Raw genomic sequence first — 13236 nt, 5'->3', positions numbered from 1 at the left:
TGCATGCTGCCTTCATCCAAACGGGCCGCGCCGAGATGCAAATCTATCTTCCGATCGCCGAGGTCTCGGTCAACGCCTTCACCCTGATGGGGCTTGGCGGCCTCGTCGGCGTCATGAGCGGCCTTTTCGGCGTCGGCGGCGGCTTCCTGATCACGCCGCTTCTGTTCTTCATCGGCATCCCGCCCGCCATCGCGGTCGCCACCGGCGCGAACCAGGTCGTCGCGTCGTCGGTGTCGGGCGTCCTGGCGCACATGAAGCGCCGCACGGTCGATTTCCGCATGGGGGGCGTCCTGCTGGCGGGGGGCCTTGTCGGAAGCGGCTTCGGCATCATCGTCTTCAACCTGCTGCAGAGCATCGGCCAGGTCGAGCTTGTGGTGCAGCTTTGCTATGTCGTGTTCCTTGGACTGATCGGCGCGATGATGCTGCAGGAAAGCGTCAGGGCGCTGATGCGGTCGCGCAAGGCTGCGACGCGGCGGCGGTCCCACCAGCACAGCTGGGCGCACCGGCTGCCGCTGAAGGTCAAGTTCCGCGTCTCGGGCCTTTACATCAGCGTCATCCCGCCGCTGCTGGTGGGTGTCGCGGTGGGCGTGCTGGCGGCGATCATGGGGGTCGGCGGGGGCTTCATCATGGTGCCGGCGATGATCTATCTGCTGGGCATGCCGACCAAAGTCGTCGTGGGAACCTCGCTGTTCCAGATCACCTTCGTGACGGCCTTCACCACACTGATGCATGCCGTCAGCTACAACACGGTCGACGTGATGCTGGCGATCCTGCTGATCGTCGGCGGTGTCCTGGGCGCGCAGGTCGGCACGACGCTGGGCGCGCGGCTGCGGGCCGAACAGCTGCGCATCCTTCTGGCGCTTCTGGTGCTGGCGGTCTGCGGCAAGCTGGCGCTGGACCTGTTCCTGCGGCCCGAGGACCTCTACTCTATCGCGTCGAGGAACGGCTGATGCGGGCGCTGCTGTTCTGCGTCGCGATCTTCTGCCCGGTGGACGCGCTGGCGCAGTCCACCATGCCCCAGAACCCCGAGGCCGGGCTTCTGCCGCCGCTGGCCGCGCCCGAGCCCTATCCGCTGTTTCCCGACCCCGGCCGCCCGCGAGCTGCGGTGCCGGAAAACGCCTCGGCCCCGCCCGAACAGGTCGTCGCGGGCCTGTCGGACAGTTCGGTGGCGATCACCACCAGCTTCGACGGGTCGGACATCCTGATCTATGGCGCGATCAAGCGCGAGGCGCCGATCCCCGATCGACCATTGGACGTGATCGTCACCATCGAGGCTCCGTCCGAGCCGCTGACGATCTGGCGCAAGGAGCGTCGGGCCGGCATCTGGATCAACGCCGACCGCGTCGAGGTCGGGGCCGCCCCCAGCTACTACGCCGTCGCCACGACCGGTCCGCTGGACCAGATCCTGTCGCCGGACTGGGACAACCGTTATCGCATTTCCCTTCCCCTTGCTTTGCGCGCCTTCGCGGGCGCGCCGGACGTGGTAGACAGTGTTCCCTTCACCGAAGCGTTGATCCGCATCCGCCAGCAGAACGGCCACTATCGGCTGGAGGAAGGCGCCGTGACGCTGGTCGAGGACACGCTGTTCCGCACTGACATCCGGCTGCCCGCAAACCTGGTCGAGGGCGACTACAAGACGCGCATCTTCCTTCTGCGGGACGGCCAGGTCATCGACGCCTATCGCGCCGCCATCGAGGTCCGGAAGGTCGGGCTGGAACGCTGGCTCTATCGCCTCGCGTTCGATCAGCCGTTCCTCTACGGCGTGATGTCGCTGGCGGTTGCCGTGGCGGCAGGCTGGGGCGCCTCGGCCGGCTTCCGCAAACTGCGCCGCGCCTGAGACGCAGCCGGAAAGACTTTTCCGTTATTTTTCGCGGTCGAGAGAAGGCTCGGCAGCAACAGCGATTCCGCTCGGGAGCCGACAAGCCGCCGCGCGGGCACGGCCTCCTGGCATCTGGGGGAATGCTGGCCGCAGCCAAAATTCCTTGCAACTTGTCCAGTCCTGCCGCCACCACAAGCCGCACCGAGGGCGCCGAGTGCAGTGGTTCGGCACAGTCCTCAGGCGAAGCCGCAGCATGGGCACGGCGGGTACGCTGTCGGGAAGACGGGCGCAGCCTTGGGCCATAGGACATAGGCCAGCGCAGAGACGAGAGAGGTGGCCGTGGCTGGCGGGTAGGGCCTGGTGCATGGCAGGTGGAAGCATTCGCAAGTGCGAAGCGCCGGGCGATGGCGCCGCGCCTAGCCGGAGATCAGTTCCGCCTGGCGGACGATGACCTCGGCCTGCTTGATCGACGCGATGTCGACGAGGCGGCCCTTGTAGACGGTCGCGCCGGCACCCTCGGCCTTGGCCTTCTCCATGGCGCTCAGGATCTCTCGGGCTTCGGTGACGGCGGCTTCGTCGGGAGAAAACACTTGGTTGGCCAGGGCGATCTGGCTGGGGTGGATGGCCCACTTGCCGACCATGCCGAGCGTGGCCGAACGGCGGGCCTGTGCGATGAAGCCTGCGGTGTCGCTGAAGTCGCCGAAGGGACCGTCGACGGGCAGCAGGCCGTGCGTGCGGCAGGCGGCCACGATGGCGGTCTGCGCCCAGTGCCAGGGATCAGGCCAGTATTTCTGGCCCTCGCGGAGCATGTAGTAGTTTTCCTGCGTCCCGCCGATGCCGGTCGTGGCCATGCCCATGGAGGCGGCAAAGTCCGCCGCGCCGAGGCTGATTGCCTGCATCCGGTCAGAGGATGCGGCGATTTCTTCGACGTGGCAGACGCCGGCCGCGCTTTCGATGATGACCTCGAATGCGAGGCGCCTGGTGCGGCCCATCGCGCTTTCGATGGCGCTGACCAAGGCATCGACGGCATAGATGTCGGCGGCGCAGCCGGCCTTGGGGATCATGATCTGGTCGAGGCGATCCCCGGCCTGCTCGACCAGGTCGACGACGTCGCGGTACCAGAACGGCGTGTCCAGCCCGTTGATGCGAACGGACAGCGTCCTGGTGCCCCAGTCGACGTCGTCGATGGCACGGATGATGTTGCCGCGCGCCTGCGCCTTGTCGGCGGGGGCGACCGAATCCTCGAGGTCGAGGTTGATCACGTCGGCGGCCGATGCGGCCATCTTCGCGAACAGCGCCGGGCGGGAGCCTGGCCCGAAAAGCTGGCAGCGGTTGAGACGGGCTGGGGGAAGGGGCTGCGTGCGAAAGCTCATCGATCGGGTCCAATCCGCTAAGTTTTCTTGGCTTCATCGGTAATAAAATTGCTTTGCCGTTGCATCAACTGTTTTTTCTGCATTGCGGCATCGGGCCGCGGTTCTTGACGCAGGCAGCGGTTTGGGCGCAGGACCGTGCACGACACGCGATGGCACGGAGGCAAAGATGGCGCGGACGGTTTATGTGAACGGCGGATACCTTCCCGAGGATCAGGCGCAGGTGTCGATCTTCGACCGCGGCTTCCTGATGTCGGACGGCGTCTACGAGGTCGTCAGCGTGCTGGACGGCAAGCTGATCGACTTCGAAGGGCACATGGTGCGGCTGAAGCGGTCGCTGTCCGAGCTGTCGATCACCAACCCGCTGGCTGACGACGACTATCTGGCAGCGCATCGCGAACTGGTGGCGCGGAACGACATCACGGACGGACTGGTCTATCTGCAGGTCACGCGCGGCAATCCGGGCGACCGCGATTTCGCATATCCCCCCGAGGGGACGGTGCCGACGGTGGTGATGTTCACGCAGGCGAAGCCGGGGCTGGCCGATGCGCCGGCGGCGAAGACCGGCTGGAAGATCGTCAGCGTCGCCGACCTGCGCTGGGGGCGGCGCGACATCAAGACGGTGCAGCTGCTCTATCCCTCGATGGCCAAGATGGAGGCGAAGGCGCGGGGTGCCGACGACGCCTGGATGGTCGAGGATGGCCGCGTGACCGAGGGAACCTCGAACAACGCCTATATCGTGAAGGACGGGACGATTGTGACGCGGGAACTGAGCCACGACATCCTGCACGGGATCACCCGCGCCGCGGTGCTGCGCTTCGCGCGCGAGGCGCAGATGCAGGTCGAGGAGCGGGCCTTCACCATCGCCGAGGCGCAGGAGGCTGACGAGGCGTTCATCACCTCGGCCTCGGCCTTCGTGATGCCGGTGGTCGAGATCGACGGTGCCAAGGTGGGGAGCGGGGCGGTTGGCCCGGTGGCGACGCGGCTGCGCGAAATCTATCTGGAGGAAAGCCGCAAGCTGGCGGTCTGATTGCGTCCCGCGGCGGCCGGGGGGCCGGCCCCCCGGACCCCCCGCTGGCGCGCCAAGGGGGAACCGGGGCGCCCGGCTAGACGCCGCTTTCAACCAACACCCGCGCGATGACCGGCGCCAGGCGGGCGGCCCAGAGCGACTGGCCTTCGGGCGAGGCGATGAGGTCGTTCCTGACCTCGATCAGCAGGTTCGGGCGGCCGTGATCCAGCGCGTGGCGGTCGATCGAGTCGCCCTGCAGGTGGCCGTCATAGGGCTGGTTCTCGCCCGTGATCCAGCCTTTGTCCCGGCAGGCCGCGACCATCGCAGGACCGAGCCGCGCGTCGCGATGGGAATAGAGGATTCCCACCTGCCACGGCCGGGGCGGGCGGCCGCGCAGCTGCGGCGTGAAGCTGTGGACGGCGCAGATGCACCGGTGCGGGTGGCGGTCGGCCAGGGCAGCCAAGGCGTGGTGGTAGGGTCGGTGCAGCCGGTCCAGGCGTCGCCGCCGCTCGGCCGCGTCTGCATGCTTGTTGGCGGGAATGACGGTGCCGTCGTAGAGGCGCATCAGCAGCGTCGGGTCGTCCTCGCCCCGGTTCGGGTCGATCACCAGGCGCGAGAAATCCGATCCGATGACGGGGGCGTCCATCGCGGCGGCCAGGTTGCGCGCCAGTCCGGCGGCGCCCACGTCATAGGCGATGTGGCGCGCCATGTCGGCCGGCGCGATGCCCAGGTCGCCTCCGTCCACCCAGTTCGGCACGCGGTTCGTGGCGTGGTCGCAGGTGATCAGCCAGCGCGAGGGGCGGTCGGCGCCCTCGGACCAGAAGGGGCGGTCGGTCATCGAAGGTTCATCGGTCATGGTGCAGGTTGTCTACGACGGATGCGGACGAGACGCCAGTTGCCGCCACGCGGCATATGCGGCATAGGTAGCGCTAAACGTGAGACAAGGGCGGGATGATGAGACGGCATCGCAATGTGAAGATCGTGGCAACCCTGGGACCGGCGTCGTCCTCGAAGGAGGTGATCCGGGCCCTGTTCGACGCCGGTGCCGACGTCTTCCGCCTGAACATGAGCCACGGCAGCCATGACGACCACCGCGCCCGCTATGACACGATCCGCGAGATCGAGTCCGAGACGGGACGCCCCATTGCGATTCTGGCCGATCTGCAGGGGCCGAAGCTGCGCGTGGGCCAGTTCACGGCAACTGCGCACGACCTGGAGGAAGGTGACAGCTTCCGCTTCGATCTGTCGCCCGAGCGGGGCGACAGCCACCGTGTGCAGCTGCCCCATCCCGAGATCTTCGCGGCGCTGATCGAGGGATCGGAACTGCTGGTCAACGACGGCAAGATCCGCCTGCGGGTCGAGAAGTGCGGCCCCGACTTCGCCGACTGCACGGTGACGGTCGGCGGCACGATCAGCGACCGCAAGGGCGTGAACGTGCCCGACGTGGTGCTGCCGCTGGCGGCGCTGTCGGACAAGGACCGCGCGGACCTGGAATTCGCCTGCCAGCTGGGCGTCGACTGGCTGGCCCTGTCCTTCGTGCAGCGCGCCGAGGACGTCGAGGAGGCCAAGACCCTGGCGCAGGGGCGCGCGGCGATTCTGTCCAAGATCGAGAAGCCGGCGGCCGTGCGGGCCTTCGATGAGATCCTCAAGGCGTCGGACGGCATCATGGTCGCGCGGGGCGACCTGGGGGTCGAACTGCCGGTCCATTCCGTGCCGCCGATCCAGAAGCGGCTGGTGCGCCTGTGCCGCAGCGCGGCCAAGCCGGTGATCGTCGCGACCCAGATGCTGGAATCGATGATCGACAGCCCCATGCCGACGCGGGCCGAGGTCAGCGACGTCGCCAACGCCATCTATGAGGGCGCCGACGCTGTCATGCTGTCGGCCGAAAGTGCGGCCGGCAGCTATCCGATCGACGCGGTGCGCACGATGGACAACGTCGCGCGGTCGGTCGAGGCGGACCCGAACTATCGCTCCATCATCGAGGCCGCACGCAAGGCCAGCCTGTCGTCGGTTCCCGACGCAATCGTGACGGCTGCGCGCGAAATCGCGGAAACCACGGACGTGGCCGCGATCTGCGCCTTCACGCAGTCGGGCACGACGGTGAGCCTGGTCGCACGCGAACGCCCGCGCGTGCCGATCATCGCGCTGAGCCCGATCGAGTCCGTCACCCGCCGGATGGCGCTGACCTGGGGCACGCACTGCGTCATTACGCCCCGCCTGTCGCGCTTCAAGGAGGCCGTGGTGAACGGCACCCGAGCCGCCCGCGACTATGGCTTCGCGGACGAATCGCGCAAGGTGGTTGTCATGGCCGGCGTGCCGTTCAACGTGGCAGGGACGACCAACATCCTGCGGATCGCCCCCTGCGATGAGCGCTTGATTTACGCCTCCGACCCGGAATAACCCGGACGGGACGAACAACGGGGTGGCAGTCATGTCCGATCTTCTTCTGGTGCTGGGCGTTGCGCTCTGCATTCTCTCGGTGGTGCTGGCGGTGATCCAGCTTCTGCAGACGCAGCCGCCGCGCGCGGCGGTCATCTGCCTGCTGGCCGGTATCGTGGCGCTGTTTGCCGGAGCCGCGCTGAATCCCGATCCCTTCGCGCCCGGCGACATTCCGACGGCCTTTGGTCGGGTGACGGGGCAATACGGCGCCTGACCTCTTGCCATGTCCCGGGGCCGCGCCTATACGGCGCGCTTCCGATCCCGTGCGGCCGGCCGATATGGCATTGCCGAGCCGCGCGTTCACTCTGATGAAGGAGATGAAAATGCCGAAGATGAAGACCAAATCCGCTGCCAAGAAGCGGTTCTCGTTCACGGCCTCGGGCAAGGTGAAATCCGCCCAGGCCGGCAAGCGCCACGGCATGATCAAGCGCACGACGAAGTTCATTCGCGACGCGCGCGGCACCACCGTCCTGTCGGACGCTGATGCCAAGATCGTCAAGAAATACATGCCCTACAACCGCTGATCCGAGGACTGAACAATGGCACGAGTTAAATCCGGCAAGGTCACCCACGCCCGCCACAAGAAAGTCCTTGATCAAGCCAAGGGCTATTACGGTGCACGTTCGCGCAACTTCCGCACCGCCACCCAGGCCGTCGACAAGGCCAACCAGTACGCGACCCGCGACCGCAAGAACCGCAAGCGCAACTTCCGCGCCCTGTGGATCCAGCGGATCAACGCCGCCGTCCGCCTGGTCGACGCCGAGATGACCTATTCGCGGTTCATCAACCTGCTGTCCAAGGCCGGCATCGAGGTCGACCGCAAGGTGCTGGCCGACCTGGCCGTGAACGAGCCCGAGGCGTTCGGCGCCATCGTGGCCCAGGCCAAAGCCGCCGCCTGATCGCAATTCCGGTTGCTTCGCGAAGGCCCGTTCCCGCAAGGGGGCGGGCCTTTGTCGCATCCGGCCGCGGGAACCGTCCCCAAGCCCTGCGGTTGTGATCGACGCAACGCGAAGGAGATCACGATGGACGATCAACGGGTCTGGGATTTCGAACAGGGTCTGTGGCAGGCTTCCGAAGAGCGCTATCACGAGCGGGTCGACCCGGAATGCGTCATGGCGCTCAGCCACGAACCGTTTCTGGTGCACGGGCAGGGTGCCGTCGACGCCGTCAGCGGCACGCCGGAATGGGACGATGTGTCGTTTTCGGACAAGATCATCTCTCGCCCCGAGGAAGGGCTGATCGTCGTCGGCTATCGCGTCAGTGCCGAGAAGGGGGAAACGCGCTTCGATGCCGCCTGCACCTCGGTCTATCGACGCAAGGCGCACGAGGACTGGTCGGTCGTGCAGCATGCGCAGGTCGCCCTGCCGGCCGTCGAAAGCCGCTGACGCCTGCGACATCGGGGCCGGTGCGGGGCGCTTGACCGGCGCCCGCCGCCGGTCCCAAGCTGGCCACGGTCCACCGAAGGCGTGCCCCATGTTCGACCTGCCTGACGCCGATCCCGCCAAGGTGCAGCTGGCCACGAAGCCGCTGGGTCTGTGGGGCACGGCCATGACCGCGCGGCGCAACCTGCTGGAGCTGATCCCCGCCATCGCCACCCGCCAGCCCATCGTGTCCGGCAAGACCGGCCTGCGCTGGCACATGGTGATGGACCCCGAGAGCCTGCGCCGCATCCTGAAGGATCGGGTCGAGGACTATCCCAAGTCAGTCACAACCAAGCTGATCCTGAACCCAGCCATCGGCGACAGCCTGTTCGTGGCCGAGGGCGCGCATTGGCGCTGGCAGCGCCGCGCCGCCGCCCCGGCCTTTTCGCAGCGCCATGTCGAGGCGCTGGGGCCGGTCATGACCGCCGCCGCCGAGGCATCCTGCCGCCGTCTGGCCGCCGCGCAGGGTCCGGTGGACCTGTTCGAGGAAACGGTTGCCGCGACCTTCGAGGTCATCTCGGACGTCACCTTCTCGGGCGACGGGATGTTCGACCGGGATGCGGTGCACCACTCGATCGATGCCTATATCGCACAGACCGCCAAGGTGTCGCTGATGGACGTCATCGGCCTGCCCGCGTGGCTACCGCGGCCGGGGCGGCTGTTTGCGGGGCCGGGGCTGAAGCGGATGAAGGGCATTGCGGACCAAGCCATCGCCGCACGGGCCGAGGCTGCGGCCACCGACGGCCCGCCGGACCTGCTGGACCTGCTGCTGGACGCGCAAGACCCCGAGACCGGTCGCGCCATGAACCGCGACGAGCTGCGCGACAACCTTCTGACCTTCATCGTCGCGGGACACGAAACCACGGCCCTCACGCTGGCCTGGGCGCTCTACGTCTGTGCGTTCGCACCCGACGTGCAGGAGGCCGCCGCGGCCGAGGCGCGTGCAGCCCTTGGCACCCGCGCCGCCACGGCCGCCGATGTCGGTGCGCTGCCCCTGACAATGCGGATCGTGAACGAGACGCTGCGGCTCTATCCGCCGGCCGCATTCCTGTCGCGCACGGCGCAGGCGCCGGACACGCTCTGCGGGCGCGAGGTCCGGCCGGGCGACACGGTGATGATGCCGATCTATGCACTGCACCGCCACCACCTGTTGTGGGACAGGCCCGACGCCTTCGATCCCGACCGTTTCCTGACTGCGCCCGACCGCTATGCGTTCTTGCCCTTCGGCGCAGGCCCGCGGATCTGCATCGGGGCAAGCTTTGCCCTGCAAGAGGCGGTTATCATCCTGGCCACGCTGCTGGCCAATTTCCGGTTCGACCGCATTCCGGGACGCGAGCCGCAGCCGCGCATGATCCTGACCCTGCGCCCGGACGGGGGCGTCTGGCTGTCCGTCCGCCCGCGCGACTAAGACGGTTGCGGCTGCTCACGCGGCTGTTACAGACTGCGCCATGAACAGGCAGCGGAGGGCGCCATGACCGCCATCATCGATTTCCTCAACACGATCTTCTGGGGTTACGTGCTGATCTATGGCCTTCTGGCCGTCGGCATCTACTTCACCCTCAGGCTGGGCCTGATCCAGTTTCGCTATTTCGGCGAGATGCTGCGCTGCGTGCGCGGCTCGGGGGTGACCGACCGGAACGGCATCTCGCCCTTCCAGGCGCTGGCGGTGTCGCTGGCCAGCCGCGTGGGCACGGGCAACATCGCGGGCGTCGCCGTCGCGCTGACGCTTGGCGGGCCGGGCGCGATATTCTGGATGTGGATGGTCGCGCTGGTCGGCATGGCCACTGCCTATGCCGAATCGACGCTGGCGCAGCTTTACAAGGTCCATGGCCGTGACGGCATGTATCGGGGTGGGCCGGCTTATTACATCTCTCATGGGTTGGGGCTGCCTTGGCTGGGCGCGCTCTTCGCGGTGGCGCTGATCATCGCCTTCGGCCTGGTCTTCAACGCGGTACAGGCCAATTCCATCGCACAGGCGGTCGAGGGGTCGTTCGGCGTCAGCGCGGGGCTTGTGGGCGTGGGCGTTGCGCTGCTGTCCGGCGTGATCATCTTCGGCGGCATCCCGCAGATCGCGCGCATCTCGCAGCTGGTCGTGCCGATCATGGCGGGCCTTTATCTTCTGGCGGCAGTCATCATCGTGGTGATGAACGTGACCGAGGTGCCGGGCATCCTTCTGGGCATCATCCGTTCCGCCTTCGGCCTGCAAGAAGCGGTGGGCGGCGTCACCGGCGGCGTCATGGCGGCGGCGCTGAACGGCATCAAGCGCGGCCTCTTCTCGAACGAGGCCGGCATGGGTTCGGCCCCGAACATCGCCGCGGTTGCGGTGCCGAACCCGCACCACCCGTCCAGCCAGGGCTTCGTGCAGGCGCTTGGCGTCTTCATCGACACGATCCTGGTCTGCACGGCGACGGCGGTGATGATCCTGCTGGCCGACGTCATGCCGTCCGATCAGCTTACCGGGGTGAACCTGACGCAGGCGGCGCTGACGGACCACTTCGGCGGCTTCGGGCATATCTTCGTGGCGGTGGCGATCTTCTTCTTCGCCTTCACCTCGATCATCGGCAACTACAGCTATGCCGAGAACTCTCTGGTCTATCTGGGCGCCGGTCCGACCGGCATCCTGGTTCTGCGGGTCGCGGCGCTGGCGATGGTGATCTGGGGATCGCTGCAGGCGGTGACGACAGTGTTCAACTTCGCCGATGCCAGCATGGGGCTGATGGCCACGATCAACCTGATCGCCATCGTGTTGCTGTCGGGCACGGTGGCGAAGCTGACCCGCGACTATCTGCGGCAGCGCAAGGCGGGGGAGGAGCCGCGGTTCCACATCGCCGACCACCCCGAACTGTCCAAGGGCGTGGCCCTCGGCATCTGGAAGTGACGCCTTGGCGCGCGGGGGACAGGCTTTCCCCGCGCGCCCACCCATGCTAACGCGGGGCCAACTGGAATGAGGCCCCCGATGGACGATCTGACCCCGCTGCGCCAGCAATGGCTTGACCGCATCAACTCTGCCGCCGACCCCGCCCAGATCGAGGACGTGCGCCTGGCCGCCCTTGGCAAGAAGGGCGAGATCAGTCTGAAGGTGCGCGAACTGGGCAAGATGACCCCCGAGGAGCGTCGGACCACCGGCCGCGCCCTGAACGAGATCCGGGACGAGATCGACGCCGCCCTTCGCGCCCGCAAGCTGTCGCTTGAGGATGCGGCGCTGGACGCGCGGCTGAAGGACGAATGGCTGGACGTGACGCTGCCGGGCCGCCCGCGCCGCCAGGGCACGATCCATCCGATCAGCCAGGTCACCGACGAGGTGACGGCCATCTTCGCCGACATGGGCTTTGCCGTGGCCGAAGGGCCGCAGGTCGAAAGCGACTGGTACAACTTCGACGCGCTGAACATCGCGCCCGAACATCCCGCGCGGCAGGAGCATGACACCTTCTTCATGCACCGTGCACCGGGCGACGACCGCCCGCCGCACGTTCTGCGCACCCATACCTCGCCCGTGCAGATCCGCACCATGCAGGCGCAGGGCGCCCCGATCCGGGTCATCGCGCCCGGCCGTGTCTATCGCATGGACATGGACCAGACGCACACGCCGATGTTCCACCAGATCGAGGGCTTGGCCATCGATCGCGACATCAGCATGGCGCAGCTGAAGTGGACACTCGAGGAATTCTGCCGCACGTTCTTCGAGGTGCCCTCGGTCGAATTGCGCTTCCGTGCCTCGCACTTCCCGTTCACCGAACCCTCGGCCGAGGTGGACATCCGCTGTTCCTGGGAGGGCGGCCAGCTGAAGATCGGCGAGGGCAATTCCTGGCTGGAGATCCTGGGGTCCGGCATGGTCCACCCGAACGTGCTGCGCGACGGCGGCGTCGATCCCGACCAGTGGCAGGGCTTCGCATTCGGCATGGGCATCGACCGCATCGCGATGCTGAAATACGGTATTCCCGACCTGCGGGCGTTCTTCGAATCCGACCTGCGCTGGCTGCGCCACTATGGTTTCGCGGCGGGTGACGTGCCCAGCATCGCCGGTGGCCTCAGCCGGTGAGCTTCTGGCCTGGCGCCTTCCACCAGCACCGGCGCGAGGCCAGCGCGGCCACGCGCCGGCTGTATGCCCGGGTCGAACTGGTGCATACCGCCGTCGACTTCGGCGCCGCCGTGTCCTTCCTGATCGGTTCGATCCTGTTCTTCTACGAAAGCCTGCAGACGCCCGGAACGTGGATGTTCACCATCGGCTCGGTCATGTTCCTGATGAAGCCGTCGCTGAAGCTGTGGCGCGAGGTGCAACTCTATCGCATGGGCAAAACCGGGATGCTGGCGGAACGGACGGAATAGGCGCGCCGGTCGTCCGTACCGGCGCAGGCCAAGCGCCCCATCCACCCGTGCGATCAACCGGCCAGGGCAGGCGCGGCGCGCATCTCCATTTCGGACGCCAGTCGCGTGCGCAGGCGGTCCTGGTCCTGCCGGATCAGGCCGGGGATCAGGAACAGGTCGACGAAGGCCCAGATGCCGACGGCGGCAAGGGCGATCAGGCCGATCCCCAGGACGAACGTCAGCCATCCGAAGATCCAGAGAAGCAGCATCGCGACGCCGGTTCCCGTCTTGCCAAGATAGAAGCGGTGCGCCCCGAAGCCGCCGAGGAACAGAAGAAGAAGGTAGGCGATGACCGGCGATTTCGCGTCGTTCGTGACGCGCTGTTCGATCAGAATCTGCTGCTGGGTATCAAGCTGCATCGGATGCTCCTGGTGAAAATGCCACCGAGGATTGCACCTGTCGGGATGCCGGGATCAAGGGGAAGATCACGACGGCGTTAACTGCGCCATGCCGTCAGCGCAGCCGCCGCCGGATGTCTTCGCGATCGGAGGCGATCATGCCGGGGATCAGGAACAGGTCGATCACGCACCACAGGACGACAAAGCCCACGGCGGGCCAGCCGATCAGGATCGGAGTCGTCAGCCAGCCGATGCCCCAGATCGCCAGCATGATCATCCCGCTGATCCAGCGGCCCAGATACATGCGGTGCACGCCGAAGCCCCAGAGGAAGATCAGCAGCAGATAGGCCACGACCGGCGACTTGGCCTCGTTGGCCACCCGCTGCTCGATCAGCAATTCGCGTTGCGTATCCATCCGTTCTGGGCTCCTGCCGCTTGTTCGGGGCCACGGGGGCCCATGATCCTCAGATAGGAA

General features: G+C 67.0%; 16 protein-coding genes. 12 read left to right on the top strand and 4 right to left on the bottom strand.

Annotated elements, in window-relative coordinates:
• Positions 1-35: 35 nt before the first annotated feature.
• Both OC159_RS07995 and OC159_RS07990 read left to right on the top strand, forming a co-directional pair.
• A complete protein-coding gene (locus OC159_RS07995; RefSeq protein ID WP_265500624.1) occupies positions 36-950 on the top strand; it encodes a sulfite exporter TauE/SafE family protein in 915 nt (304 codons plus the stop codon).
• On the top strand, positions 950-1837 hold the full coding sequence (locus OC159_RS07990; protein WP_265500623.1) for a TIGR02186 family protein: 888 nt from the start codon (positions 950-952) through the stop codon (positions 1835-1837). Before OC159_RS07995 ends, OC159_RS07990 begins: the two co-directional genes overlap by 1 nt.
• Positions 1838-2235: 398 nt before the next feature.
• Here OC159_RS07990 and OC159_RS07985 read toward each other — a convergent pair whose 3' ends face one another.
• A complete protein-coding gene (locus OC159_RS07985; protein ID WP_265500622.1) occupies positions 2236-3192 on the bottom strand; it encodes an L-malyl-CoA/beta-methylmalyl-CoA lyase in 957 nt (318 codons plus the stop codon).
• A 166-nt stretch (positions 3193-3358) separates the two neighbouring features.
• Here OC159_RS07985 and OC159_RS07980 point away from each other — a divergent pair, with 166 nt between their 5' ends.
• A complete protein-coding gene (locus tag OC159_RS07980) occupies positions 3359-4219 on the top strand; it encodes a D-amino-acid transaminase (RefSeq protein ID WP_265500621.1) in 861 nt (286 codons plus the stop codon).
• A gap of 76 nt (positions 4220-4295) precedes the next feature.
• On the opposite strand, the gene OC159_RS07975 is transcribed toward OC159_RS07980, so the two are convergent.
• Positions 4296-5036, bottom strand: a complete 741-nt coding sequence (locus tag OC159_RS07975; RefSeq protein WP_265500646.1) for an N-formylglutamate amidohydrolase — start codon at positions 5034-5036, stop codon at positions 4296-4298.
• 116 nt (positions 5037-5152) lie between these two features.
• On the opposite strand from OC159_RS07975, the gene pyk reads away from it, so the two are divergent.
• The 9 genes from pyk (at position 5153) to OC159_RS07930 (ending at position 12384) form a co-directional block, all read left to right on the top strand.
• The gene (gene pyk / locus OC159_RS07970) at positions 5153-6598 is read left to right on the top strand and encodes a pyruvate kinase (protein ID WP_265500620.1); all 1446 of its coding nucleotides are present in this window, start codon (positions 5153-5155) and stop codon (positions 6596-6598) included.
• Between the two features lie 31 nt (positions 6599-6629).
• Positions 6630-6851 carry a hypothetical protein gene (locus OC159_RS07965; RefSeq protein WP_265500619.1) on the top strand — a complete coding sequence of 74 codons (222 nt, stop codon included), beginning with the start codon at positions 6630-6632 and terminating at the stop codon, positions 6849-6851.
• Positions 6852-6960: 109 nt separating this feature from the next.
• Positions 6961-7161, top strand: coding sequence for a 50S ribosomal protein L35 (rpmI, locus tag OC159_RS07960; RefSeq protein WP_187793478.1), 201 nt, complete (start codon positions 6961-6963; stop codon positions 7159-7161).
• A gap of 15 nt (positions 7162-7176) precedes the next feature.
• On the top strand, positions 7177-7536 hold the full coding sequence (gene rplT, locus OC159_RS07955; RefSeq protein WP_111301673.1) for a 50S ribosomal protein L20: 360 nt from the start codon (positions 7177-7179) through the stop codon (positions 7534-7536).
• Positions 7537-7659: 123 nt separating this feature from the next.
• Positions 7660-8022 (top strand): hypothetical protein, encoded by a 363-nt coding sequence (locus tag OC159_RS07950; protein ID WP_265500618.1) that lies wholly within the window; start codon positions 7660-7662, stop codon positions 8020-8022.
• Positions 8023-8110: 88 nt separating this feature from the next.
• Positions 8111-9466, top strand: coding sequence for a cytochrome P450 (locus tag OC159_RS07945; protein ID WP_265500617.1), 1356 nt, complete (start codon positions 8111-8113; stop codon positions 9464-9466).
• Positions 9467-9529: 63 nt separating this feature from the next.
• On the top strand, positions 9530-10936 hold the full coding sequence (locus tag OC159_RS07940; RefSeq protein WP_265500616.1) for an alanine/glycine:cation symporter family protein: 1407 nt from the start codon (positions 9530-9532) through the stop codon (positions 10934-10936).
• A gap of 78 nt (positions 10937-11014) precedes the next feature.
• Positions 11015-12097, top strand: a complete 1083-nt coding sequence (gene pheS / locus OC159_RS07935) for a phenylalanine--tRNA ligase subunit alpha (protein WP_265500615.1) — start codon at positions 11015-11017, stop codon at positions 12095-12097.
• Positions 12094-12384, top strand: coding sequence for a YrhK family protein (locus OC159_RS07930; protein WP_265500614.1), 291 nt, complete (start codon positions 12094-12096; stop codon positions 12382-12384). The genes pheS and OC159_RS07930 overlap by 4 nt, the downstream gene beginning before the upstream one ends.
• Before the next feature lie 53 nt (positions 12385-12437).
• On the opposite strand, the gene OC159_RS07925 is transcribed toward OC159_RS07930, so the two are convergent.
• Together OC159_RS07925 and OC159_RS07920 are read right to left on the bottom strand one after the other, a co-directional pair.
• Positions 12438-12782: a TM2 domain-containing protein gene (locus OC159_RS07925; protein ID WP_265500613.1), complete on the bottom strand. Its 345-nt coding sequence runs from the start codon at positions 12780-12782 to the stop codon at positions 12438-12440.
• A gap of 94 nt (positions 12783-12876) precedes the next feature.
• Positions 12877-13176 carry a TM2 domain-containing protein gene (locus tag OC159_RS07920; protein WP_265500612.1) on the bottom strand — a complete coding sequence of 100 codons (300 nt, stop codon included), beginning with the start codon at positions 13174-13176 and terminating at the stop codon, positions 12877-12879.
• Positions 13177-13236: the final 60 nt, after the last annotated feature.

Origin of the sequence: Paracoccus beibuensis (assembly GCF_026162625.1) — a bacterium.
GTDB classification, from domain to species: Bacteria; Pseudomonadota; Alphaproteobacteria; order Rhodobacterales; family Rhodobacteraceae; genus Paracoccus; species Paracoccus beibuensis.
Note: the sequence above shows the minus strand (reverse complement) of the source record. Positions and strands in the feature narration are given on the sequence as shown.